The sequence below is a fragment of the Bacillus sp. FSL M8-0071 genome, from assembly GCF_037975455.1.
Taxonomy (GTDB): Bacteria; Bacillota; Bacilli; order Bacillales; family Bacillaceae; genus Bacillus; species Bacillus subtilis.
Genome location: NZ_CP150256.1, coordinates 3772519 through 3796542 on the forward strand (window position 1 = coordinate 3772519; position 24024 = coordinate 3796542).

Genomic DNA, 24024 nt, shown 5'->3' on the forward strand with positions numbered 1-24024 from the left:
CTCTATTGTGCGGTGTATCCTCCGTCTGCGGTGATGGCGCTTCCGGTCATATAGCTTGATAAATCCGAGGCTAAAAACAGCATCACGTTTGCGATTTCTTCAGGTTTCCCAAGCCTCAGCAGCGGATTTACCTTCGCCTTTTCTTTTTTGATCTCTTCAAGTGTGCCTTCATTATTTTCAAGGAATGATTTTTCATTCAGTGGTGTGTCGATGATCCCTGGGCATACGCAGTTCACGCGAATTTGATGCTTCGCATAATCAACGGCCATTGATTTAGTCAGCTGCAAAACCCCGCCTTTGCTGGCGTTATAAGCAGGAATATCAGGCCATGCCACGAGTCCGCCGACAGAGCACGTATTAATGATGTTGCCCTTGCCGGCGGCCAGCATATGCTTGAGTGCATGTTTGCTCATTAAAAACATGCCGGTCAAATTGACTTGCAGCACCTTGTTCCAATCTCTGAGCTCCATCTCGTGAATAGGCGCCACGATTTCGATGCCTGCATTATTAATCAAGACATCGAGCCCGCCAAATGTATGAACCGCCGATTCAACTGCGTGCTGGCAGGCAGCTTCGTCTGTGATGTCCGTTTGCACAAAGTGCAGCCTGTCATTATTTTCTTTTCGTACCATTGCTTCTCCCTGCGCTTCATCAATATCCGCCACAACCACATTGGCCTGCTGGCCCAAAAAAGCCTGAACCGCAGCATAACCAATGCCTGATGCGCCTCCTGTTATGAGGACGGTTTTATCGGTGAGGTTCATGATCATTCATCCGCCTTCATTTTTTTTGCTTTTGCTCTGTTGTAGCGCGGCGGGAAGAAGATATTAATCGATTTTGATTCTTTTTCCGAACGGTTGATGGCACCGTGATCTTCACGAGGCTCACAGAAATAGGCTGTGCCGAATTTCATCTCGACTGTGCAGCCTTCGACCGTCATGTCATAGCCGCCGCCGATGCAGATGCCGATTTGTTCATTCCGATGTTTATGGAAAGGCATTTCTCCGCCATTTCCAGGGATTTTGGCAAGCATAATTTCTACCCAATCCTCAACAAAGAACGTAACTTCCATGCCTGGCAGCAGGTCTCTTGTTTTGAAAATATCCAAAAAGTAGTCCTCAGGACTTGTATATGTTTCATCAGCTTTCAGCCGCTTGATATCAATAGCAATCACTTCTTGGTCTGTGTCGTTTCTTGCCCCGTGAGGCACATGCGGCGGCGCGATATAGGCAGATTCCAAGGCTGTCATTTTTCTTGTCACATCTCCGACAGTCATCATCAGCTCGCCAGAAACGACCATGCCGATTTGGACCTCCTTATGCTGATGGGGTTCAACATTGGTATGCGGCGGGACGTAAGACATTAATACTTCAGTATCCCCTCGTACGGTTGAATACTGCCTCACTCCGTTTTCCCATTCAATTAATTTCGGTGTCGGGAAATAAAGCTCCTGCATATCTTCTTTAGTTTTCATCATCAACGTCTCCTTTTCCAAATAATGACCAGCTCATTGGAATGCTTTTGAATGTTTTTACAAAGGTTAGCCCGTACTTTTGCCGTGCAAGCTCATTGGTTAAGGCAATGTCATACAAACCTTCTTTTACTTTTCTTGCGGCTTGACTGGTTGAATTGACTAGTTTGAAACGAACATCTTTGCGGGTAAAATATTTTATTAAATTAATAGGTGAAGGATGTGAAACAATAACAGATGTATCAAGCATATCGTCTCTGAATTCAAAATCAGGACGAACAGCCAGGCCGTACATCGGTGTATCGCACCTGAAGATCTGCAATAGCTGCAAATCCGGCCTCATGTAGAAATGCTTAATGCCATCGTAAGCATGTGGGACGATGGTATATTCCAGCGGGCTTTGGAGCGTCCTTTCGATGCACGATTCAAAAGTATCATGCAAGGACAATTTACTGTTCAGCCCTTGTAGAAGAGTAAAATTGGAAATGAAATGCTTTGCTGCGTACTCACTGCTTGTCCCCTCAGGGCCGAGCGTGTTGACTGTAATGAGTTTGGATAGTGAATCAGTTCTTTTTTTTGTCTGAATGCTATTATCCAATATAATCATGAGCACCAACCAATCTTTTAAAATTTTAAGTAAATTTTATCCAGCGGCAATTGAACTGTCAATGTTTTTTGAAAATATTGATAATTATTCCCATACAAACAAAAAAACCCTTTAAAAAGGGTTTTTAATTATAGGAATTTAGAAACTTTGTTTATTGAGATAAGGACTGATCGGCCTTCTGCTCAAGTTTGCCGTACTTTTTATATGCGAATACACTGAGCACAAATCCGAGGACTGTGATGGCGGCGCAAATCAATCCGACAGCTGCATAGCCGTATGCCACATATACGGGTCCCATTAAAGCAGAACCTAATGTCACGGCCAGATTCGAGGCGAGGCTGTAAAACACCATGACTTTTCCGCGATGACGCTCTGAGCAGTCACTCAAAATGGTGCTGAGCAGCGTCACCGTCAAACTTTGCATTAATCCCCAAATAAATAGGCTGGCGATTAACAGAAACATTGACTCCGGCGCATATGGTAAACACGCCAGCAGAACACTGATGACCCCCAGCGCAATCAAAAGGGAGCGCATTTTTCCGATGCGGTCGGCTATCTTTCCTGTAATCACACTCATGGAAAACCCGATTCCGTAAATCATGATAAATAAGCCCGCAGCCGTGTTTCCTCCGGCAAAAACGTCCTGAAGATAGGTGCCTAGAAAGGAATACATACCGTAAAAACCAATCATATTACAAAAGGTTATCATGATATAAACAGGTACACGAGGGACTTTCAGCGCATCCCGGAATGTTCCTGCCGGCTCTTCTATTTCTTCCTTGCCGCTGTTTTTATGTTGGGCATGGCGGCGCATTTCAAGGAGAATCAGCAGGACAACTAAAACGCCCATCAAGGCGAAAATCCAAAACGTCCATCTCCAATGCAGGACGCCGCCGATAAATGATCCGAGCGGCACTCCGAAAATCAGCGCCAGCGACCAGCTTGAAACGATCAGTCCCATCACCTTGCCCCGGTATGTATAAGGAACACGATCACCGACAACTGCGTAAGCGGTCGGAACAAACGCTCCCGCAGCCAATCCCGAAAGCGCCCGGCCTAAAAAGAAGAAAAAAATATTTTGAGCCAAAGCGCATATCACCGTTCCTATGATAAAAATCATAAGCCCGGCCAATAAGCTCAGTTCTCTGGAGTATTTATCGCCTAATGGAACCAAAAGCGGCGCACCCATAAAAATCATAATGCCGTAAATACTGATAGATAATGCAAGGACACTGACATCTGAGCTGAAGGCTTTTGCTAAATCCGGCAGCAGCGGTGAGATCACAAGCTCTTCAGATCCGGCTGCAAATACCCCCATCGTTAAAGCCAGTGCCAACAATAACGGAAAATGATGTTTTGTTTTGATGTCATTGTTTTGATTGCTGTTCATTCTTTCTCAAACACCTCTTCCATAATCTTCTTATCATAAAGTTGTATTATAGTTTAGCATTGTTTTTTCTCTATTTACAATTCGAACGAAATATTTATAAGTTTTATTATTTTCATTTAAATCCCATTATATATTTCTATATTTCATTCTAAAAATACATGAGGATGTAACACGTAAAAAAAAGCTCTCCGGCCTCCCGGAGAGCTTTTTCTATTGCGCCTCTGTCTGCTTTTTTTCAATCGGTTCATGATTTATACGCTTTTTGATGCTTAGATGATAGTATGCATAACAGAAAATAATGATCGGCACACCGCAGTATAAGCCAATTCTTTGATCCGGAATGAAAATAAGGCTGATCAACACGCAGCCATATAAACAAAATCCGAGAATCGGGACTAGCGGATAAAGCGGCGTTCTGAACTCCAGATCATTCACATTTCCGCCTTCTGCCAGGAAACGTCTGCGAAAGAAAAATTGCGACGCACAAATGGACATCCATGCGACAACTGTGACCATGCCCGAGATTGAGATACACCATAAATACACTGTTTCTGCGGCCATGACACTTGTCAGCAGCGAACAGCCTGAAATGCCTAGCGTAATCAGCAGGGCATTCATCGGCACGCCTTTTTTTGTCAGTCTGGTGAGAAAGGATGGACCCATTTGATTTGATGAAAGTGACCACATCATACGCGACGCCGCATACAACCCCGAATTAGCAACAGATAAAATGGCTGTTAAGATGACAAAGTTCATGATATCTGCCGAAAATGGGATGCCGATTTGATCGAGTACCGCTACAAATGGGCTTTCAATCACCCCCGCCGTTTTGTACGGAAGGATGGCAACCAAGACGAACATAGCGAGCACAAAGAAAAACAGCGTGCGCCAAATGACATTTCGAATGGACTTTGGCAGTGTTTTTTCCGGGCTTTCACTTTCCCCTGCCGCAATGCCGACAAGCTCCGTTCCCTGGAACGAGAAGTTCACCATGACCAGCGTAAACATAACGGCCAGCACCCCATTAGGGAAAAGTCCTCTATCAGTCATAAAGTTAGACAAAAAGGGTGTCTCCTGTCCGCCTTTAAAGTCAATCAAGCCAAACACAGCGGCTCCGCCAATCACAATAAATAATATGATCGCCGCCACTTTGATGCTTGAAAACCAAAATTCCATTTCTGCAAAGCTTCTGACAGAGAGCGCATTAATCAAAAAGATGACGATGCCGAACACGAGGCACCATATCCAGATCGGAACGGAGGGCAGCCACCTTTGCATCAAAATGCCTGCTGACGTCAGCTCTAACCCCACTGTATTCGCCCAGCTGAACCAATACAGCCAGCCAATCATAAAGCCTGTCGACGGTCCCAGAAATTTAGTGGCGTAGGCCTGAAACGATCCGGCCACCGGCATGGCAACAGCCAATTCTCCTAAACAAAGCATGACGAGATACATTAAAAATCCGCCGATGATATAAGCGGCAATGGCGCCGAGCGGTCCCGCCTGGCTAATGGTAAAGCCAGAGCCTAGAAACAGCCCAGTGCCAATCACCCCTCCCAAAGCAATCATAAACAAATGCCTGCTTTTCATGCTGCGCTGCAATTCATTTTTATGATTCTGCATCATCCTTCCCCCTTTGGTTCTTTTGCCGTGATGGTCATCCGGTAGCTCTGCAAAAGATGAACGGTGGTTTGCTGTATGAGGAGAGGCAATACATGAAATGTGTACGGTTTATAGACTCGTTCTGTCCATTTATGGCCGTCTTTTCCGTACACGCCCATATTAATGGATGGAATATTCAGCTTGCGTATGTCTTTGAACGGAATGGTCCCAATCATATTCCACCCAGGGAAGTTCCTGATAAAAGAATCAATTTCGCCATCGGTTTCGTGCAGTGATAAAAAACTGCCGTCTGCCAAGTAGGGGAAAAACTTTTTGAAGACAAATGTTTCGCCTGTCGATTCAGCGGTTTTGTCAGCCGCTTCTTTAATCACATGCTGCAAAAGCTGATCTCTTGCGCTATCTTCTTTCAAATAGTTATGCGGCAGGTAAGGAGGTGCGTAAAATAGAATGACTTTTGCGCCTTGATCGGGGTCAAGCTTTTGAAGCTCTTCGATTGCCTGAAAGCATCTCATGCGAAGTTCAAGGTGCTCGTTGGCTTTGAATGTCTGCTCGATACACTGCTCGGGATCTATCCCCCGGTTTCTCAGCTTTTCTAAGTATTGCTCCAGGCTATACACTTGAATGCCCCATGATAAATGTTTCTTTGGCAGGTTGGCTCTTTTTACATATTCTTCATAATAATCTGATAATTTTTGTTCTGTCTCCTGGCATGCTTCCTCAGTGACTTCAATAAGCAAATCCATCATTTCTTTTGCTGTTCTTTCATAAATAAAACAATTGAAATACAAGCTGGTGCTGACAGCCGTTTGCACATTATAGGATTCCTTGTTATCACGCTGATACAAACAGGATGGGGGCAGAACCAACTCCCCTTCAACCTTTTCTGCCAGATGGATGTTATTGTGGAGACGGCTTGTGATTTCAGATGAAATGAAATTCGGGTCAATCCCTGCCAGTGTATCGCCAACATGGACTTCCCGCCCGTGGATGTAAAAGCAAGGCAGCAGTTTTCCCGCGGCTCCGGTATAGATATATCTTGTCTGATCACCATCGTAAAGCGGGGTAATAAAATCCGTATTAATAGCAGCCAAATAGTGAAGCTGTTTTTCTTTTTTTAACCGGTTCAGCTCTGAAATGCTGGCGAGAATGCCCGAATGCTGGCTCTCCTCATCGGGATTGGCCATAAACAATACATTTCCCGGCAACGTCTCAAGGTTCTCCGAAAAATGCAGGAGATTGGCTAAATGCACGGCGATGCCGCTTTGCATATCGACAGATCCTCTTCCGAACATCCACTCGCCTGATTTGGCATCCCGCTGAACATCCTGATCGAACTCATAGCGGCTGAAATACTCGGCCAATTTCTCACAATCAAAAGCGATATCCTTTAAAGGGCCGAAATCTTCGATTCCAACTGTATCCAGATGGGCATGGTAAATGACTGTATTACGGCTTTCTCCATGTCCTTTAATAAACGCAAAAATATTTTTGCGATTGTATGGGTCATTGGGAATGGCCTGTTCCCACACATGACTGGGGTTTTCCTGAAAATAAGGATAGCTCGTGATCACTTCTTTGATGAAATCTGCTTTTGTCCCTTCTCCAACGGTGCCGTTCACGCTGCTGAGGCTGACCAGAGATGCTGTCAGCGCCTCCACTCTTTCAGCCGGATTCATGTGACTGATTTTTGTATACTGCATAAATTGTCCTCCTGATCAAAAAGTTGAAATCGTGCGATCCGCTAAAGAATCGCACGATTTTATTTCTCTCAAATCAAAAAGCTTCGGACGTTGTTTTGGCTTGCATATGAAGAATTAAGTAATCGGGACCGCCTGCTTTTGAGTCTGTTCCTGACATATTAAAACCGCCGAACGGCTGATAGCCGACAATTGCTCCGGTACATCCTCTGTTAAAATATAGGTTTCCGACGTGGAAATCCTCGCGTGCCCGTTCAATGTGCGCACGGTTTTTCGTCAGAAGCGCACCTGTTAATCCGTATTCCGTGTTATTGGCAATCTCCAGCATATGATCGAAATCACGCGCTTTGCAAATTGCAACAACCGGGCCGAAAATTTCTTCCTGCATCAAGCGGGCGTTTTCATCAACATCTGCAAAGATCGTCGGCTGAATAAAGTAGCCTTTTGAATCATCGCCTTCTCCGCCGGCCAATAGCTTGCCTTCAGATTTGCCGATTTCAATGTATTTCATCACTTTGTTGTAGGATGCTTCATGAATCACGGGACCCATATACGTATCAGGATCTTCTGGATTGCCGACAGTCAGCGTTTTGGTCAGCGCCACAGCTTTTTCCACCACTTCATCATAAACATCCTGATGAATGACCGCGCGGGAGCCAGCAGAACACTTTTGTCCTGAATATCCAAATGCTGAGTACACGATAGAGGATGCAGCAAGGTCAAGATCAGCGTCCTTGTCGACAAGCACTGTGTCTTTTCCGCCCATTTCTGCAATTACCCGTTTGAGCCATTTTTGGCCCGGCTGCACTTTGGCGGCTCGCTCATAAATCCGGCAGCCGACTGCACGGGAACCTGTAAATGAGACAAACCGTGTTTTCGGATGCTCAACTAAGAAATCACCGATCTCCGCTCCATCTCCCGGAATGTAATTCAGAACGCCGTTTGGCAGACCCGCTTCCTCCATGACCTCGACAAATTTTGCTGCCACTACCGGGGCTGCGTCAGCCGGTTTTAAGAGAATCGTATTTCCTGTCACAATCGCTGCCGCCGCTGTTCCCGCCATAATCGCAAGCGGGAAGTTAAATGGAGAAATGACGATGCCGACGCCAAGCGCTTCGTAATGATATTGATTGAACTCGCCAGCACGGCTCTTCACCGGAGCCCCTTCCTTGAGCTTTAACATTTGGCGCGCGTAGAACTCTAAAAAGTCTATCGCTTCAGCCGTGTCCGCATCCGCTTCCTTCCACGGTTTTCCCGCTTCCTTCACAAGATAGCTTGAAAATTCATGCTTTCTTCTGCGCAAAATAGCCGCTGCCTTAAAGAGAATATTCGCGCGGTGCTCCGGTCTTTGTTTTTTCCAGGAATCAAATGCCTGCAATGCGGCTTGCATCGCTTTTTCAGCAAGCTCTTGATCCGCTGTAGACGCGTACCCAATGATCTCTTCTTTATTTGCCGGGTTAATAGAAATGATTTTGCGGTCCGTTTCAATTTTTTCTCCATTTATGACAAGCGGATAATGCTTGCCGAGCTGAGTGTTTACAAAGGCCAATGACTCCCCAAATGCAGTTTTATTCTTTGCTTCCGTAAAATCGGTAAATGGTTCGTGCGCGTATGTGACTGTCATATGTAGTCCCCCTCGTGTTATGAAATATATCTTCGCATATGAATAAAAATGCAAGAATCATGCCATTTTCTTGTCTTTTGCTGAAAAAACTTGTTGAAGCGAACAGAAATTTGTCTAACAGGTGATCACCTTTCTCTTTTTCCGATCTTGAACGCAAATTTATTTTGCGATTTTTGCTCTTTACGCAAAAAACAAATGCAAAATGATTTTGCGGAGGCTTCTCAAATTACACCCATCCGCGGAAACGCGATGCTTCTGCCGATTTTCTGATGCCCGTCATGTAAGCCGCCAAACGCATATCCACTTTATGTGTTGCCGCTGTCTGATAAATTGTTTCGAACGAGCTGACCATGACGTTTCTCAGTTTTTCTGCAACCTCTTCTTCTGACCAATAATATCCTTGGTTGTTTTGCACCCATTCAAAATAAGAAACCGTGACGCCGCCGGCACTCGCCAGGATATCCGGCACAAGCAGCACGCCTCTTTCATTCAGGATCTTAGTGGCATCAATGGTTGTCGGTCCGTTCGCCGCTTCAACGACGATTGACGCCTGAATGTTATGTGCGTTTTTGGCTGTGATTTGATTGGAGATCGCGGCAGGCACTAAAATATCGCAATCCTTTTCAAGCAGCTCCTCATTTGTGATGACGTCAGTAAATAAATTGGTGACCATACCGAAGCTGTCCCGTTTATCGAGCAAATAAGGGATATCAAGGCCGTCTGGGTTGTAGAGCCCGCCATTGGCATCAGAAATCCCGATCACCTTCGCGCCCGCATCGTGCATGAATTTAGCCAGGAAGCTACCCGCGTTTCCAAAGCCCTGTATGATGATGCGCGCGTTTTGCAGCTTGATCCCTTTTTTCTTCACCGCCTCTTCAATACAAATCGTGACGCCCTGTGCCGTCGCTGTTTCCCGTCCTTGCGATCCTCCCAAAACAAGCGGTTTACCTGTAATAAAGCCCGGAGAATCGAATTCCCGCAGCCGGCTGTACTCATCCATCATCCACGCCATAATCTGCGAATTGGTGTACACATCGGGAGCTGGAATATCCTTTGTCGGACCGACGATCTGGCTGATGGCACGGACATACCCCCTGCTCAGCCTTTCCAGTTCTCCAAATGACATTGTCCGCGGATCACAAATAATACCGCCCTTCCCGCCGCCGTAAGGAAGATTGGCAATCCCGCATTTGAGCGTCATCCAAATGGATAATGCCTTTACTTCCTCTTCATTAACTTCTGGATGGAAGCGAACGCCCCCCTTTGTCGGACCGACAGCATCATTGTGCTGTGACCGGTAGCCTGTGAACACTTTGACGCTCCCATTGTCCATTTTGACCGGAATGCGGACAGTGAGCATTCTCTGCGGCTCTTTCATGAGTTCATACATATCTCCCGGATAACCCAGCTTCCGAAGGGCTTCCTTAATGATTGTTTGGGTAGACAGAAATAAGTTAAGAGCTTCTTTTTCTTCATCTTTCGAGACTTGCTTTGCTGACATCTTTTTCACCTCATTGTTTTTTTGGCCGGCTGTAATGTAAGCGCTTTAAAAAATCAGCCCGCCAATTCCTTTCTTCATTGGATTCACCCTTATCATCATGCAAGATCCGTACCAGCTTTTGAATCCACAAAAAAAGAGACTGAAAACATCTCAGTCTCTGACTACAAATCTATCGATTAACGGGGATCAATCACCAGCTGCGTTTCAGCATAAAAACTGCCGATTCCCAAACCGTTTACTACATCGCCTTTAATCGTGTAAGTGCCTGCGCGAGGAAGAGTTTTACGCACCATGACAAGGTCAAATTCGGATGCGCCTAACAAATCAAGCGTAAGCGGGAGTCTGACTGTTTTTCCATCGTTTAAAATCTGTGTTTCTTTCAGTGTTCTTCCATTCACTGAATCTCTTGTCGTAGCATGAAACCCGTCAGGAAATTGAAATTCTACCGCTCCGAGAGAAAGCACCGCATTTGGTTTATATGTCACTTCAATATCAGAAGTGGTCCACTCTTTCGTGCTGTTAATTGTTTTTGCCTCGATTGATGCAGACTGTGCATGAGCTTGGCCCGAAGGAAGTAAGATTGATAGTAAAACAGCTGAACTGATGAATAATGAAGATACGAATGAAGTTCTTTTTAGCATGACATTTCCCCCTAATTGATTGTTGAAATTTGGCCAGAGCGTCCTCTGCAGAAAAAGCGCTTTTTCATAATTCGCGAATTACCAGTTCTTTTTCTTAAAAATTAATCTATCATCATTTTCCATGGAAGTAAATGTTTTTTAAGGAATATTAACACTTGGAATTCAATGAGAATTCCTTCCTGTTTATACAAGGTTCAAATGGACGATTTCTCTCTCTTTTTCTAGTAACATCCGCCTGACATTTTCTATCTTTTATCCTATTTTAAAAAAGGGCAAAAAAAAGTCGAAGATGCCTCTGCTCTTCGATTGATCACGTTCCTATTTTTATCTGAATTCAGTGTTCCAGTTAAAACCGATCGTCTCATCATTCCACGGAATTCTTTTTTCATCAGGCTGATCCGGGTTATACGACATGGTGGTAAAATAGATAATTGTCAGCGGCGTCTCTCCCAGCACTCTATATCCGTGAGCCACCCCTTTTGGGATTAATAACAGCATCGGGTTGTCTTCGCCCATATAATAGACGTCCGTTTCTCCTTTTGTCTTTGAATCCTCTCGAAGATCGTATAGGACAACCTGAGCGTGGCCGGTTGGGAAGAACCAGAGATCATCCTGCTTCTCATGATAATGAAATGCCTTAATCACACCCGGATAGCTTTTCGACCAAGAGGCCTGCCCAAAATGCTCAAGGAGATTCTCATCGTCCCGGACCAGCTCAGCAAAAAAGCCTCTGTCATCGCTATGCTTCATCAATTTTTTCACCTTGACTCCATCAATCACACGCACTGCTCCTTTCCTGCAAATACTCTCGTAACGCTTCCCGCCAGTGGCGGGGGCGGATGCCGGCTTTTTCAATAGCCCGATGGCTCAGCACGGAGTATGCCGGGCGGGGCGTTTTGTTCCCGTATTCCTCTGTCGTTACAGGCAAAATGGCTGTTTCCAGCCCGCTTTCTTCCATAATTGCCGTCGCAAACTCATACCAGCTGCATATGCCTGAATTGCTGACATGATAGATGCCCGGCGGATGGCTGAACAGCTTGATGACCGCTTCTGCTAAATCCTTCGTATAAGTCGGCGAACCAATTTGATCGCTGACAACCCGAAGCTCTTGTTTCGTTTCAGCAAGCTTCAGCATGGTTTCAACGAAATTATTGCCGCCATGTCCGTACACCCACGATGTTCTGATGATCGTGCTGTCTTTTGTCGTTAATCGTATCAGTTCTTCTCCAAGCCTTTTGCTTTTGCCATAAATGGTTTTCGGATCGAGGGGATCGTCTTCCCTATATGGCTGGGTTCCTTTCCCATTGAATACATAGTCCGTGCTGATATGAACATATTGAGCACCGATGCGGGTTGACTCAAGCGCTGTATAATAAGCGCCGATTCCGTTAACCAAGTACGCTTTATCAAGCTCTTTCTCGCATTGATCAACCGACGTAAACGCGGCGCTATTGACCACGATATCCGGCTGATAATGGCCAAACGAATGCCGTACTGAGCGCTGGTCAGCAATGTTCATCATCTTCTTTGTTAACGCAATGACCTCATATCCGGCTTGCTTCAGCTGGCGGCATAGTTCCAAGCCAAGCTGTCCTCCCGCCCCAGTCACCAATACCTTTGTCAATCAGATCACCTTCTCATCGGTCATTGTCTGTATACCACTGAATCGTACGCGCAATGCCTTCTTCAAACGTCACTTCCTGCCGCCAGCCCAGTTCATTTTTCAGCTTAGATGCATTGATCGCATAGCGCCGGTCATGCCCTTTTCGGTCTTCCACGTGGGCGAACAATTCCTCACAGCCCAGATGCTTCAAAATGACACTCGCCAGCTCTTTATTCGTGCGTTCATTTCCGCCGCCGATGTTATACACCTCGCCGTCGGTTCCTTTTTCTAAAATCAGTTTGATTGCGCGGCAATGATCCTCCGCAAACAGCCAGTCTCGGATCTGGAGTCCATCGCCATACAGCGGAACAGGCAGGCCCTGCTTCGCATGACGGATAATCGTCGGAATCATTTTTTCGCTGTGCTGATAAGGTCCGTAATTGTTGCTGCATCGTGTAATGATGGCCGGAAGCTTGTGGGTTTTCACATAAGACAACACGAGCAAATCTGAGCTTGCTTTGCTGGCTGAGTATGGGTTATTAGGAGAAAGCGGCGTCGTTTCTGTAAACGCGGGATCATCCGCTTTTAAATCCCCGTACACCTCATCTGTTGAAATATGAATCAGCTTCTTGGCTTTTCCTTTCAAGACCGCTTCCGCCAATCGGTAAGTCCCCATGACATTTGTGGTGATAAACGGCTCCGCTTGGGAAATGCTTCTGTCCACATGCGATTCTGCTGCGAAGTGAATGACGCCGTCGTAGGTCTCGTCAAACGCCCGTTCGATATCCTCCTGAACGCTGATGTCCCCTTTTACAAAGCGAAAACGGCTGTTTTGCTGTAATTTTTCCATTTCCTCCGGGTGGCTGGCGTACGTCAGTTTATCTAAAACGGTAATGCGCGCATCCGTTTCCCTCAGCATGAGCTTTGTAAACGTGAGCCCGATGAAGCCGGCACCGCCTGTAATTAAATATGATTTTGCCATCACTTTTCGTCCTGTCCTTTCCGTAAAGCCTGGTGTACAAGCTGGGAAGCGAGATAAAGCGATTCGTGAGTTCCGGCATCTACCCACCAGCCTGATAACACATCATACGTAAGCTGGCTGTTTTCGATGTATAGATTATTCACATCGGTGATTTCCAGCTCGCCGCGCTTTGATGGTGATATTTGTTCAATATACGAAAACACCTCTGCATCATACATATAAATGCCGGTAACACAAAGGTTGGTCGGTGGCTGTTCGGGCTTTTCGATGATGGAACGAATCCGCTTGTTTTTCTCATCAATCTCAGCAATCCCGAAACGTTCCGGGTCATCAACTTCTTTCAGAAGCACTTTTGCTCCTTTCCCCTGCTGTTCAAAGCGTTCTGTATAAGGCTTTAATGAATCTTCAAATATATTATCACCTAATAATAAAATGAAAGACTCTTTTTTCGTAAAGCGCTTTGCATAAGACAGCCCATCCGAAATGCCCGTTGCTGCCGGCTGTACTTGATAAGTGATAGTAACGCCAAGCTCTTCCCCGTTCCCAAGCAGTTTGTAAAATTGCGGCATATGCTCCTTTTGGCTGATGAGTAAAATGTCTTTTATTCCGGCTTCCTCCAGCTTCATAATCGACCAGTATATCATCGGATACGGACCTACAGGAAGCAAATGCTTGTTGACGGCTTTCGTTAAGGGCATAAGGCGTGAGCCGTTTCCTCCGGCTAAAATAACACCTTTCACATTAACACTTCCTTACATGCATTTTTATATCTCTTGTTCATATAAATCTTGAAGAATAGCTGTTACCCGTATAATGCCTTTGCCATCCACGAGCGGCCTTCCTCCCTTGTGCAAAGAAAGGCGAAGAGGATAGCTGCTCATAATGCGTGACATCTGATAGATGAGTGTTTCATCCGGTACAAGCTCACCCAAACCAAGATCAAGAGCGGCGCCTTGGCCAGCAAATGTTTTTGCTGTTGCCGTTTGATGCTCAACCTGAGAAAGAACAAGGCACGGCACGCCGATGCAAATGGCTTCATATAGAGAGATGCCGCCGGCGACAATGGCTGCGTCCGCTTGTTTCATCAAACCTGCCATATCATTTGTCTGTTCGATCATCTTGTACTGCGGCTTCTTTTCGATCCGCCTTCGGACTGCCTCTTGATGCGGTGAAGCGCTCCCCATTACAAACATCATGTTTTTGTCTTTTATGTCGGGGACTTGATCAGCGGCAGCCAGCACTTTAAAAATAAGCTGCTTCGGATCACTTCCTCCTAATGCAACAAGGATATTGCGGCAGTCTTTCTTAAGTGTGTAATCCTCTCTTGCGGCCTGAAAGGCGGGGTGAAGAATAAGATAGTCCGGACCTTCATAAATGCGTGTGTTTCCCTGAACGTACACCCTGCTTCTGATGTCACCGTAAATTCCGTTAATGACTGCGTCACTATATTGAATTGATTTACCGTTTTTCTCTTCAAAAAGAACAATTTTCGCATCTGTCTCCGTCTTTATTTTCTTTAACAGCTCTGCAGGCGCGCCTAGAATATCAAACAAAAGCAAATCAAGCTTCTTGCTTTTTATTTCCCGGAGAATAAATTCGTGCTGCTGCAGCTCCGGCTTTACGATGACACGCCAATGCTCTTCATGAAGAAACGCTTCAGACTCCTGATTCGTATAAAACGTAATCAAGCATCGCTGTTTGAGCCCCTCCGCAAGTCTCTTCATCCGGACAACATGGCCCATTCCCTTTTCATAGCCGCCGTCTGCGAAGATCCCAACACGCATGGCTAGTCAGCCTCTCGTTCGGTTGCCGCATCGGGGTTCCGGTTCAGAAGGGTGATAAGCTCTGAGGCGGATACATCGGGGCGCTCGCCTGCTTTTTGATAGAGGGCCTTTATCGATTCATAGTCTTCCTTTGTATCAATGGTCAGCCGATATTGAGGGGCGCGAAATCGTTCCGGCGCCTCTAAAAACTGAACACGATAAAGAGCTGGATGATTCCTTATATATAACGTGACATGCTCCTGATATTGATCCTCCATATTCTGAATACGGCTGATGTCAATTAACAGGTTGGCGTTGACCACTTCGCCGCAAATCCCTAATGGGGCATTCAGGATATACGTATAATCCGATCCTTGATCAAAATGCGCCTTAATCATTACATCGAGCAGCTCCGGATCGACAAACGGATTATCACCCGTTAACCGGATGATGACTGACGGTTTAACAGCTTCTATGACCTTCACAAACCTATCGAGGACACGTTCTTCGCTCCCGCGGAAAACACGAAAGCCTTGTTTGATACAGTGCGCCTCTAATATGTCGTCAGTTTCTTTGTCAGACGTGGCGATGACAAGATTATCCCGATCCTTTTGGTAAAACGCGCTTTGCCGGACACGGTGAACGAGAATATCAAGTAAACGATTCGATCCGAGCGGCCGAAGCACTTTTCCCGGAAGCCTTGTTGAACCCATTCTTGCTTGAATGATAAAGAGAATATCATTCATGAAACGGGCTGTCCTTCAGTAAAATGTCATCCCAGACAATGCCTGTGTCGGCTGGAATGTCTCTTACAGCCCGAACACCGCTGGTCAGCAGTTCAAAAAATCTCGGGTGCAGCCCCTGCGGCTTTTGTCCGGGCCGAAGCACTGCGATATTGTCTTCACTAAAGGCTTCACCTTTTTGAATCGGAGCTGTTGTAAAAATGCCTCTGTATGCAAAATTTCTGATTTCTCCTTCGATGGAGGTTGTTGTTTTGTATGAACTGCCAAGCAGTTTTTCAGAGACCGGCTTTGTGATCCCCTGTTTCAGCTCAGCTTCCGTTTTCCTGATGCCATCGACCATTTCTTTCAATTCATCCGGATTTAATGCAAACGAGTGGTCGGCACCCGGCAGATCTTTATCGATCGTAAAATGCTTTTCTATCAGTTTTGCTCCGAGCCGAACCGCGGCACATGGCGCTTCTGTCGGATGCTCGCTATGATCGGAGAAGCCGATTACTGCCTCAGGAAAAGCGGCGGCAAGCATCGGAATGACGCTGAGGTTGCTGTACTCCGGCGGTGCTGGGTATTTCGCCACACAATGCATTATGGCAATTTGATTGTTTCCCTCTGCCCTGATGGTGCGCCAAGCTTCGTGAACATCAGAGATTTCAGCTCCGGCTGTCGAGAAAATCATCGGCCTGTTCAGCCGGGCGACATATTTGAGCAGCGGGAGATGGTTAATTTCATAGGATGCGATTTTAAAAGCGCTCGGCGAGGTAGACTGAAGCAGATCAGCTGACCCCTCGTCACATACCGTACTTAAAAAGATCACCTGCTTTTCGCGGCAGTAATCCAATAGCGGTAAAATCCACTCAGCAGGCATTTCCATAGATTGAACCAAAGAAAAAATAGAGACGTCCTTGCCCGCTGCCGTCTTGTACAAACCAGGATCTTTCTGGTACATCCTATCAGCTTGGAACATTTGAAATTTCACGGCATCCGCTCCCGCTTCCGCCGCGGCGTCTATCAGCGCAAAAGCCTGATCAAGCTTCCCGTCATGATTAATCCCCGCCTCAGCAATAATAAAAACAGGAGCGTCTTTGCCTACAGTTTTATTCGCGATCTGAAACGCTGCCATTATTTCGCCTCCTTGCCCGGCCAAATATGATAATAGTAATACGATTGTTCAGCGGTGAAGCCCATTCGTTCATAAAGGCGGATCGCCCTTACATTGTGAAGCTGCGTCCCCGCTGTTACCGTTCTATGCTTCTGGGTCTCCGGTTGTTCTATGAGATTCGCCAATAAATGAAATGCAATACGTTTTCCTTCAAATCCCGGCTTTACAGCCATCAAATCGAGAATGCATTCATCATCTCTTGATAAGCCCTGAAGATAGCCGATGACCTCGCCATTGTGTTTAGCGACAATATTGACCGCCGCCCTTCCATTCAGATTGTTTCGTGTCCACTCCTGAAATATTTTGTTTGCTGCATCGCGGCTGAGATGAGGATCCTGAAAATATCTGCTTTTTGTAAACGAGTCTCGGGCCAGCTCACATATCGCTTCTGTGTCCCCGGGCTCAGGCGGGCCCAGTTCAAAAAATGGCGGTGTTTTGTCATAAAAAGACGGAGGCATCGCCAGCTTCAGCAAACTCCCGACAAAGTAAGAGGATGGCTGCTGCTGTATCACATGCGCGGCTCCGATATCTTCAGCCGGAACGCGGACAAAGATAAAATCCGTTTCATCCATTTGGCGTACAGTATAAAAAGCTTCAAACAGCCTCTTTAGCTGCCCGGTACTATTTGCCGCAAGAAGTTTGACGTTCATGACTTTCTTCTGAAGCACCTTGCTTTCCCACAAAGAATCTTCGTAAAGCAATACGCCTTGGAGCCTGCTGTTTTCAAAAAGGCCGAGGGAAAATTGATACGGAACATCCAGTGTAAGCTTTCTGCTTTGGAGAAATTCCTCAATCGCCTCTTTGGAGACATTTTCTTTTACCGTATACACTTAATCAGCCCCTTTTACGATATCCCGCACAGCTTCAATGACATCATCTACATCGTCGTCAGACATTGATGGATAGAGCGGGAGAGAAAGGGTTCGTTTATAGTAATTCATGGCATTTGGAAAGTCCGCTTCCTTATATCCAAATTGCTTTTGATAATACGGATGAATGTGTACTGGAATAAAATGAACGCTAGTGCCGATATTGTATTCATCCTTTAAAGCAGTAATCATTTCGCTGCGCGTAACTCCGGCCTTTTTTTCATCAACTTGCAGAACATATAGATGCCAGGCGTGCCTGCCGTCATCATGGACAAACGGCGTGATCAGCCCAGGAATCTGCTGAAAAGCGGTTTGATAGCGGCCGGCAATCTCTTCTCTCCGTTTCTGCATATCATCCAGCCGTTTCAGCTGATGAAGTCCGAGGGCCGCCTGCAAATCAAACATATTCATCTTATAGCCGGGCGATTCGACTTCATAGTACCAGCTGCCATTTGAAGAATAACGGTTCCATGCGGCTTTACTCATGCCGTGAAGGCTTAGCACCCGGATCTTATCGGCAAGCTCCTCATCATCAGTCGTCAGCATGCCGCCTTCCCCTGTCGCGAGGTTTTTGGTGGCGTAAAAGCTGAATGCCGTTGCATCCCCGATAGAACCGATCATTCTTTGCTTATAAGTCGTATATACCGCATGTGCCGCATCCTCCAGCACGAATAAACCATGATTTTGGGCAATAGCCAATATTGCATCCATATCGCAGGACTGCCCGCCAAAGTGGACGGGCACAACTGCTTTCGTTTGCGGTGTGACGGCCGCCTCAAGCTTTACCGGGTCAATATTGAGCGTGTTTTCGTCAATATCCGCAAACACAGGCGTCGCTCCCGTATGAATAATCGTATTGGCGGTCGAGCTGAACGTAAGCGGAGTGGTAATGACCTCGTCCCCGGGCCCGATCCCTTTTGCTTTCAAAGCCAAAAATAAAGCTGCGGTACATGAATTTACCGCCACGGCGTGCTTCGCCCCGACAAACGCGGCAAACTCTTTTTCAAACTGCTGAACCTTCGGGCCTTTAGAGAGCCATCCCGATTCAAGCGTTTCTGTAACCTCCTGAATTTCTTCCTTACCGATTAACGGCAATGAGTAAGGGAGAAAATGATTTCTCTTTTGCACCATTTCTTTGCGCTCCTATCATTTTATTCAGTATCTTCCCGCCTGTAATCAACCCCTGTTTTGGCTTTCAGTTCCGCAAATAAAGCATTTGTTGATTCTGCCACCGGATAATTAGCCGCTATGAATGCCAGGCGCGCCTCTTCTGCTTTTTGATGCACGTCGGGACTTCGAAGAACCTCAACCAAGGTGTGCGCCAGTTCATCCGGCTGGTCAAACATAAAATCGCCAAGAGACTCATAATACGGATACGAGCGATTTCCGGACGATTTTCCGATCAGCACAGGCTTTTGAAACAGCATGGCTTCAAGACCGACTGTCGAGGTTTGCGTCACTGCGGCATCAACATACGGCAGCAAATCATAAAGCTCCAGCTCCTTTTTGATGACTCTGCATGCTTGATGTTTTTTCGCCGCCTCGTGATACAGATCAAGCTTGTTTTTTCCGATTTCCCACGGGTGGGGTTTGATAATGATTTGCAGCTGCTTCTGATCAGAAAGCCCCTGCAGCACACCGGAATAAAAGTCTTCTGAAAAGGGCTGAGTGGCAATGAGCACAATTTTTTTAGTCGGCTGAAAAGCAAGTTTTCGATAGAATATGGACATATCCATAGGCGTTCTGTTAAAAATCTGATCGAACCGGGGATGTCCCGTTACGAGAATCTGCTCGGGTTTACAGCCTTTTCGTATGAACCACTCTGCTTCATACGCACCAAAAACAGCTTGATAGGTTGTAAAAACAGGAATGAAGGCTTCATCTCCCATCAATGCGCCATGCTGAAGACAAATGCTGACGGCCCCTTTTCTTTGACACATGAGAGCGAGCACCCTGCTGTAAATGTCTTCTGCCGTTCCGACAATAACAGCTGAAATCTTTTCCTGTTCAAACAGCGCATCAACTGTATCAATGGCCTCTATAAATAAAGGAATATCTTTGAAAAGCCGGTCGCGAAACGCTTGATCACCAAATGCCGGGTGATCATCATAAGGGGCGAGAAGCGAACAGGCTGTTTCGAGATACTGCTTCGAATCGCCTTTTTGGCATGAATCCGCTATCTCCCGCTTGCTAATTACAGGCAGATCACAATAATGCGGCAAACTCCATCTGGCCAAAACAGCCGTTTTTTCAGGATCAAATTGATAGTAATTTCCGTTTGAAAAACGCAGGTAATCAAAGTGCAAAATGACTTTCCCTTTAACAGGTTTGTCATTTGTTTTAACGATGTTTTGGATTCTTTCTTCAAAAAACGGCTGAATCTGTCCCTCATCGATATGCTGATCCACCGATCCGAATAATTCCGGTTCTTCTTCCATCATCACCCTCAGCTCAGGGCTGATGTATTGATAAAAATTACTGATAAGCCCAAGCGGAATCCCTTTGTAGCGAAGTTTGTCAAAAAGCTCCACGTACTTCCGGTACAGCACCCAATAATTGCTTAAATAGGCCGACAAGCTCTCACCCCATTCCAAGCTTTTTTAATGATTCACGCAGCTCTCGGCAATTTCGCTGCGGAGGAAGGTTCCTGACAAATTCATTTTTTTCTGATTCAAACAGCTGAAAGTGAATCGATTGGTCGGTAATATAATTCAGGTCCAGCTCCTCATCCAGTGGGTAAAACGGATAAAAATGATTGACTCTCCAAAAGAACCGCGCATCTCCTATACGGTAAAACGCCGGGCTTTCATCCCAATAGGAGCCAAACTTCTCCTTTACCTTCTCAAGCACCGAATACCTGTGCATCACCGAGCAATGATCAATTGCGCACGGTGCGTTCCATGTCACTTGAGCGGCAGGCCTGACAGTTTCTTTTACAATGTCGCAATTCTCGTTTAAATGATAGGTTTTGGAGGCTGAGTAAATCACAGCCTTTTCAGGATGGGTATCGAGCTCCCGCACCATTTTCAGGAGGCGGTCCGGCATATAGATGTTGTCATCCGTCGCATAGGTGATATATTCACCCTCCGCCATATCAATCGCCTGATTGATCAGTGCCGCGTATCTCGTTTTTTCTGTTCTTTCCTTCACTCCAGATATATCGCTTTGATAAAAACGCACTCGGTTATCATTCAAAAAAGGACGGATTACATTCAGCGTCTCTTCATTGGAGTTGTCATCCATAATAAACAATTCAAAATCTGAAAACGTTTGTGAGAGTATGCTAGAAATGGACTTTGCCACATAATCGCTTTTGTTATAGCTCGTCATAATGACTGATACTTTAGGCAAATCCTACACCTCCTTCTTGGAACTTCACACCTGAAACTATCGTTATCTTATGTTGCTTATGCTCAAGTTGCGCTAGGGATACAAACCAATATGCGAAAAGTTTGTGTATGTCTATGAAAAACAGCGGCTGCCCAGAGCGAAATCTGATCGGTCCGCTGTTCTTTTTCAGCATAATCCAAGCATCAGCCTCATAAGGTGAAAGAGATAAAAATCGCACCAGCGACTAAGATCGTTTTCCATCGGAGGTGAGTCATCGCGGAGCGTTCACCTATACATCCAGAACATGTTTTGAATGGTTTTCATAAAAAGGAGGAACGATATGAAACCGAAAAAAAATCAATATCAGCAAATGCAGGCATTTGATAATATGCAGGGGTATCAGCCTCAGTTTGGCGCCAACCCGTACCCGCAGCAAGGCCAAGGCTCACAAATGCAGCCAATGGGGATGCAGCCAATGATGCCAATGCAGCAGGGACAGCAAGGACAACAAGGACAGCAGGGATTTGGATTCCCGGGCCAGCAGCAGGGCGGCGGTTTTCAAATTCCATCGGGGCCTACACCGTCAGGACCGGGCCAAAGCGTTCCCGGCATGCTGCCTGTTGAGGAATCTTACATCGAGAATATTTTGCGCCTGAATCGGGGAAAAACGGCCACCATTTATATGACATTTGAAAACAGCAAGGAATGGGGCTCGAAGATTTTTCGCGGCGTCATCGAAGCTGCAGGCCGGGATCACATTATTATCAGCGACCCGAAATCAGGAACACGCTACCTGCTCCTGACAATCTACCTCGATTACATTACATTTGATGAAGAAATTGCTTATACGTATCCATATTCCATGGCGTCCTATTCGCCAAGATAAGAAAAAAGCCAATCACTCATATGATGAGGATTGGCTTTTTTGTTTATAGATATTTGACGGCTGCGACCACGATCATAATCCAAGAAATAATAAACGCCACACCGCCGAGCGGGGTGATCGCTCCAAGAATGGAGATTTGCGTCACACTTAGAATATATAAGCTTCCGGAAAACAGCACAATTCCCGCAAACATCAGCCAGCCGGCTGTCGTGACACTGCCTATGCCGGATAATTTATCAGCCAGAAACGCGACAACGAAAAGCCCAAGGGCGTGATACATATGATACTGCACGCCTGTGTGCCAAACCTGAAGATATTTATCAGGTATTTTCCCTTCTAATCCGTGAGCGCCGAATGCTCCGAGTCCCACAGCAAGCAGGGCGTTAATGGCCCCTAATATGATAAAAACTTTCATCTATCTCTCCCGCCTTTTCGTTAAACTCATATCATTTATCTTATCGCACCTGCACCAAAATTCAATGTTTGTTCTCCGTTGACACGAGATTGTCGGATTTTCTCCTGCGCCAAAGCTGGAACTGGTCAGCAGCTATTGCAGCAAGCGTCCCTAATACGAGCCCGTTGCTTAATAGAGAAATAAATACCGGATGCAATCCCTTTAACGCAGTTTCGGGAACAAACATAATACCGACCCCTGTCAGCAGCGAGATGCCGATGATAGATCTCACCCTTTTTGATTCTTCTTTCTCATATGAATCAAATTCGGCAAAGGCCAGACCGCCCATTGCGGAGAACACAACAAAATTCACCGCAAATCCAACGGGTGACGGCAGGCTCGCAAACGTATTCATAAAAAACGGGATTACGCTGATCACGATAACCAGAATACTGCCGAGCATAAACGGTTTTTTAGAAGGCATTTTGGTCGTTTCAATAAAACCCGCGGCTCCCGAAATCGGAACAGGCGCAATAGCTCCCGTCAAACCGCTAAGCAGATGGCTGAATGAAGCGGCAAAACCGGCATGGCGTTCATGATGCTTTCCATCAGGCTGTTTGCTGAATTTTTTCACGGCGATGTCCACGACCTTCATGCTCGCCAGCATATTCACGATCAGCAAGATGGTAATAAAAATAGAAGTGATGATCAGGCCGCTGTTAAATAACGGGGTCCCAAAAGGAAACAGGGAAGGCAGCTGAAACAGCCGGTCCGGCATTTCAATCGGCTTTGCGGCTCCGGCAGCCGCAAACAGCACCCACCCGCCGAACAAGGCTAATAAAATAGAATATTGCTTAAAAAACATGATGTTCGAATTTGTCATTATAAAAGCGGCAGCGATCACAACAAGCGCCAGGCCAAATACAAGACCGTCCACCCCGTCCTGTCGATAACCGATTCCGAGAATTCCTTTTATAATGGGCTGACTCAGCTGCATGACAAGAAGCAATAAATAGACGCCCGTTACAACCGGAGTAAACAATTTTGCAAGTCTGTCAATGACCTTGAAAACACTTAACAAAAAGAAACATACAGCGCTTACAAGAAGAGCTCCCTGCAAACCCCGCAGTGTGTCTCCATATGTCGCAAACACAGTTCCCGTCAGCCCTGCGTAAATCGTATACACTCCCCACCACAAGCCGGCTGGGCTTTCATTGATCGGCAGTCTGTGGCCTTTCAAACACTGAATGACGGCGGCAATTCCCAGTACAAAAAAAGTGCTTTGAATCAATCTTGCAGAATCTGAGTGATCCAGATGAAACGACTGGGCAACCGCCACCGGAACAACAATCGCCGCAGCAATAATAAACGCTGTCCATTGCAGCGCGCCAAGAACCAATTTCACGTAAGCTCAACCTCTCTCTTTAAAAATCAAATAAAGACTCTCCGTTTCCATCCTCTTCCTGCTTCTCTTTTTCTTGCTTTCGATATTTGTTTAATCCCGCGCTCCCCATCATTTTTTCCATCATCAGCTGGTCTGTCGATGGCGGCGCGGCGGGACTTGGCGTAACGCTCGGCTGTATGCGGGGCGCGCTCGCGTTCTCCGGCTGATCAAGCACGACATCACACAGAGAACGGACAACCGCTACATAACGCTTCAGCTCCTCATCCCGTTCAGCCGTTTTTGCTTTTTTCAGCTCTTCTTCCATCTTTTGAATCAAAGCAGATATATGAATGTTCATGA

The 24024-nt window shown here is 46.1% G+C and carries 24 protein-coding genes; 1 reads left to right on the top strand and 23 read right to left on the bottom strand.

What is annotated here, in order from left to right; translation table 11 throughout:
- Positions 1-2 precede the first annotated feature (2 nt).
- The 20 genes from bacC to spsA all read right to left on the bottom strand — a co-directional run bounded on the left by bacC (position 3) and on the right by spsA (position 21021).
- The gene (gene bacC / locus MKX71_RS19480) at positions 3-764 is read right to left on the bottom strand and encodes a dihydroanticapsin 7-dehydrogenase (protein WP_339232056.1); all 762 of its coding nucleotides are present in this window, start codon (positions 762-764) and stop codon (positions 3-5) included.
- Between the two features lie 2 nt (positions 765-766).
- Positions 767-1474: a 3-((4R)-4-hydroxycyclohexa-1,5-dien-1-yl)-2-oxopropanoate isomerase gene (bacB, locus tag MKX71_RS19485; RefSeq protein WP_003244300.1), complete on the bottom strand. Its 708-nt coding sequence runs from the start codon at positions 1472-1474 to the stop codon at positions 767-769.
- Positions 1464-2078 (bottom strand): prephenate decarboxylase, encoded by a 615-nt coding sequence (gene bacA, locus MKX71_RS19490; RefSeq protein ID WP_009968341.1) that lies wholly within the window; start codon positions 2076-2078, stop codon positions 1464-1466. The genes bacB and bacA overlap by 11 nt, the downstream gene beginning before the upstream one ends.
- A gap of 151 nt (positions 2079-2229) precedes the next feature.
- A complete protein-coding gene (locus MKX71_RS19495; protein ID WP_339231512.1) occupies positions 2230-3468 on the bottom strand; it encodes an MFS transporter in 1239 nt (412 codons plus the stop codon).
- A gap of 210 nt (positions 3469-3678) precedes the next feature.
- Positions 3679-5091: an amino acid permease gene (locus tag MKX71_RS19500; RefSeq protein ID WP_015250969.1), complete on the bottom strand. Its 1413-nt coding sequence runs from the start codon at positions 5089-5091 to the stop codon at positions 3679-3681.
- The gene (locus MKX71_RS19505; protein WP_213379739.1) at positions 5091-6791 is read right to left on the bottom strand and encodes a M20/M25/M40 family metallo-hydrolase; all 1701 of its coding nucleotides are present in this window, start codon (positions 6789-6791) and stop codon (positions 5091-5093) included. The genes MKX71_RS19500 and MKX71_RS19505 overlap by 1 nt, the downstream gene beginning before the upstream one ends.
- Positions 6792-6864: 73 nt before the next feature.
- Positions 6865-8412 carry an L-glutamate gamma-semialdehyde dehydrogenase gene (pruA, locus tag MKX71_RS19510; protein WP_014478322.1) on the bottom strand — a complete coding sequence of 516 codons (1548 nt, stop codon included), beginning with the start codon at positions 8410-8412 and terminating at the stop codon, positions 6865-6867.
- Positions 8413-8638: 226 nt separating this feature from the next.
- On the bottom strand, positions 8639-9913 hold the full coding sequence (gene rocG / locus MKX71_RS19515) for a glutamate dehydrogenase (protein WP_015250966.1): 1275 nt from the start codon (positions 9911-9913) through the stop codon (positions 8639-8641).
- A 176-nt stretch (positions 9914-10089) separates the two neighbouring features.
- A complete protein-coding gene (gene bslB, locus MKX71_RS19520) occupies positions 10090-10554 on the bottom strand; it encodes a biofilm surface layer hydrophobin BslB (protein WP_003227472.1) in 465 nt (154 codons plus the stop codon).
- A gap of 324 nt (positions 10555-10878) precedes the next feature.
- A complete protein-coding gene (locus tag MKX71_RS19525) occupies positions 10879-11334 on the bottom strand; it encodes a dTDP-4-dehydrorhamnose 3,5-epimerase family protein (RefSeq protein ID WP_014481242.1) in 456 nt (151 codons plus the stop codon).
- On the bottom strand, positions 11327-12178 hold the full coding sequence (gene rfbD, locus MKX71_RS19530) for a dTDP-4-dehydrorhamnose reductase (RefSeq protein ID WP_339231513.1): 852 nt from the start codon (positions 12176-12178) through the stop codon (positions 11327-11329). The genes MKX71_RS19525 and rfbD overlap by 8 nt, the downstream gene beginning before the upstream one ends.
- Positions 12179-12191: 13 nt before the next feature.
- Positions 12192-13139, bottom strand: a complete 948-nt coding sequence (gene rfbB / locus MKX71_RS19535; RefSeq protein WP_339231514.1) for a dTDP-glucose 4,6-dehydratase — start codon at positions 13137-13139, stop codon at positions 12192-12194.
- The gene (locus tag MKX71_RS19540; protein ID WP_029318675.1) at positions 13139-13879 is read right to left on the bottom strand and encodes a sugar phosphate nucleotidyltransferase; all 741 of its coding nucleotides are present in this window, start codon (positions 13877-13879) and stop codon (positions 13139-13141) included. The genes rfbB and MKX71_RS19540 overlap by 1 nt, the downstream gene beginning before the upstream one ends.
- A gap of 24 nt (positions 13880-13903) precedes the next feature.
- A complete protein-coding gene (locus MKX71_RS19545) occupies positions 13904-14923 on the bottom strand; it encodes a PseG/SpsG family protein (protein ID WP_014481244.1) in 1020 nt (339 codons plus the stop codon).
- Positions 14924-14925: 2 nt separating this feature from the next.
- A complete protein-coding gene (locus MKX71_RS19550) occupies positions 14926-15648 on the bottom strand; it encodes a spore coat polysaccharide biosynthesis protein SpsF (protein ID WP_014481245.1) in 723 nt (240 codons plus the stop codon).
- Positions 15641-16762 carry an N-acetylneuraminate synthase family protein gene (locus MKX71_RS19555; RefSeq protein ID WP_031601100.1) on the bottom strand — a complete coding sequence of 374 codons (1122 nt, stop codon included), beginning with the start codon at positions 16760-16762 and terminating at the stop codon, positions 15641-15643. Before MKX71_RS19555 ends, MKX71_RS19550 begins: the two co-directional genes overlap by 8 nt.
- Positions 16762-17631: a GNAT family N-acetyltransferase gene (locus MKX71_RS19560; RefSeq protein WP_003227457.1), complete on the bottom strand. Its 870-nt coding sequence runs from the start codon at positions 17629-17631 to the stop codon at positions 16762-16764. The genes MKX71_RS19555 and MKX71_RS19560 overlap by 1 nt, the downstream gene beginning before the upstream one ends.
- Positions 17632-18801 (bottom strand): DegT/DnrJ/EryC1/StrS family aminotransferase, encoded by a 1170-nt coding sequence (locus MKX71_RS19565; RefSeq protein WP_339231516.1) that lies wholly within the window; start codon positions 18799-18801, stop codon positions 17632-17634.
- Positions 18802-18821: 20 nt separating this feature from the next.
- On the bottom strand, positions 18822-20246 hold the full coding sequence (locus MKX71_RS19570; protein WP_326248572.1) for a CDP-glycerol glycerophosphotransferase family protein: 1425 nt from the start codon (positions 20244-20246) through the stop codon (positions 18822-18824).
- Between the two features lie 4 nt (positions 20247-20250).
- Positions 20251-21021 (bottom strand): spore coat dTDP-glycosyltransferase SpsA, encoded by a 771-nt coding sequence (gene spsA, locus MKX71_RS19575; protein ID WP_041850390.1) that lies wholly within the window; start codon positions 21019-21021, stop codon positions 20251-20253.
- Positions 21022-21340: 319 nt separating this feature from the next.
- Between spsA and gerQ the strand changes: the two genes are divergently transcribed.
- Positions 21341-21886 carry a spore coat protein GerQ gene (gene gerQ / locus MKX71_RS19580; RefSeq protein WP_014481253.1) on the top strand — a complete coding sequence of 182 codons (546 nt, stop codon included), beginning with the start codon at positions 21341-21343 and terminating at the stop codon, positions 21884-21886.
- A 43-nt stretch (positions 21887-21929) separates the two neighbouring features.
- Here the strand turns inward: gerQ and MKX71_RS19585 are convergent, their stop codons facing one another.
- The 3 genes from MKX71_RS19585 to MKX71_RS19595 all read right to left on the bottom strand — a co-directional run bounded on the left by MKX71_RS19585 (position 21930) and on the right by MKX71_RS19595 (position 24022).
- On the bottom strand, positions 21930-22301 hold the full coding sequence (locus MKX71_RS19585; protein WP_003227446.1) for a DUF423 domain-containing protein: 372 nt from the start codon (positions 22299-22301) through the stop codon (positions 21930-21932).
- 61 nt (positions 22302-22362) lie between these two features.
- Positions 22363-23685, bottom strand: coding sequence for a purine/pyrimidine permease (locus MKX71_RS19590; RefSeq protein ID WP_015384975.1), 1323 nt, complete (start codon positions 23683-23685; stop codon positions 22363-22365).
- A gap of 19 nt (positions 23686-23704) precedes the next feature.
- The gene (locus MKX71_RS19595) at positions 23705-24022 is read right to left on the bottom strand and encodes a YwdI family protein (RefSeq protein ID WP_003243806.1); all 318 of its coding nucleotides are present in this window, start codon (positions 24020-24022) and stop codon (positions 23705-23707) included.
- Positions 24023-24024: the final 2 nt, after the last annotated feature.

What these genes read in the sequence shown, in the direction of transcription:
- MKX71_RS19585 (WP_003227446.1), bottom strand. Translation starts at nt 22,301, where the DNA reads ATGAAAGTTTTTATCATATTAGGGGCCATTAACGCCCTGCTTGCTGTG.
- MKX71_RS19565 (WP_339231516.1), bottom strand. Translation starts at nt 18,801, where the DNA reads ATGGTGCAAAAGAGAAATCATTTTCTCCCTTACTCATTGCCGTTAATC.
- MKX71_RS19505 (WP_213379739.1), bottom strand. Translation starts at nt 6,791, where the DNA reads ATGCAGTATACAAAAATCAGTCACATGAATCCGGCTGAAAGAGTGGAG.
- MKX71_RS19495 (WP_339231512.1), bottom strand. Translation starts at nt 3,468, where the DNA reads ATGAACAGCAATCAAAACAATGACATCAAAACAAAACATCATTTTCCG.
- bacC (WP_339232056.1), bottom strand. Translation starts at nt 764, where the DNA reads ATGAACCTCACCGATAAAACCGTCCTCATAACAGGAGGCGCATCAGGC.
- rfbB (WP_339231514.1), bottom strand. Translation starts at nt 13,139, where the DNA reads ATGGCAAAATCATATTTAATTACAGGCGGTGCCGGCTTCATCGGGCTC.
- bacA (WP_009968341.1), bottom strand. Translation starts at nt 2,078, where the DNA reads ATGATTATATTGGATAATAGCATTCAGACAAAAAAAAGAACTGATTCA.
- MKX71_RS19545 (WP_014481244.1), bottom strand. Translation starts at nt 14,923, where the DNA reads ATGCGTGTTGGGATCTTCGCAGACGGCGGCTATGAAAAGGGAATGGGC.
- MKX71_RS19500 (WP_015250969.1), bottom strand. Translation starts at nt 5,091, where the DNA reads ATGCAGAATCATAAAAATGAATTGCAGCGCAGCATGAAAAGCAGGCAT.
- bslB (WP_003227472.1), bottom strand. Translation starts at nt 10,554, where the DNA reads ATGCTAAAAAGAACTTCATTCGTATCTTCATTATTCATCAGTTCAGCT.
- MKX71_RS19550 (WP_014481245.1), bottom strand. Translation starts at nt 15,648, where the DNA reads ATGAATGATATTCTCTTTATCATTCAAGCAAGAATGGGTTCAACAAGG.
- MKX71_RS19555 (WP_031601100.1), bottom strand. Translation starts at nt 16,762, where the DNA reads ATGGCAGCGTTTCAGATCGCGAATAAAACTGTAGGCAAAGACGCTCCT.
- gerQ (WP_014481253.1), top strand. Translation starts at nt 21,341, where the DNA reads ATGAAACCGAAAAAAAATCAATATCAGCAAATGCAGGCATTTGATAAT.
- MKX71_RS19595 (WP_003243806.1), bottom strand. Translation starts at nt 24,022, where the DNA reads ATGAACATTCATATATCTGCTTTGATTCAAAAGATGGAAGAAGAGCTG.
- bacB (WP_003244300.1), bottom strand. Translation starts at nt 1,474, where the DNA reads ATGAAAACTAAAGAAGATATGCAGGAGCTTTATTTCCCGACACCGAAA.
- rocG (WP_015250966.1), bottom strand. Translation starts at nt 9,913, where the DNA reads ATGTCAGCAAAGCAAGTCTCGAAAGATGAAGAAAAAGAAGCTCTTAAC.
- pruA (WP_014478322.1), bottom strand. Translation starts at nt 8,412, where the DNA reads ATGACAGTCACATACGCGCACGAACCATTTACCGATTTTACGGAAGCA.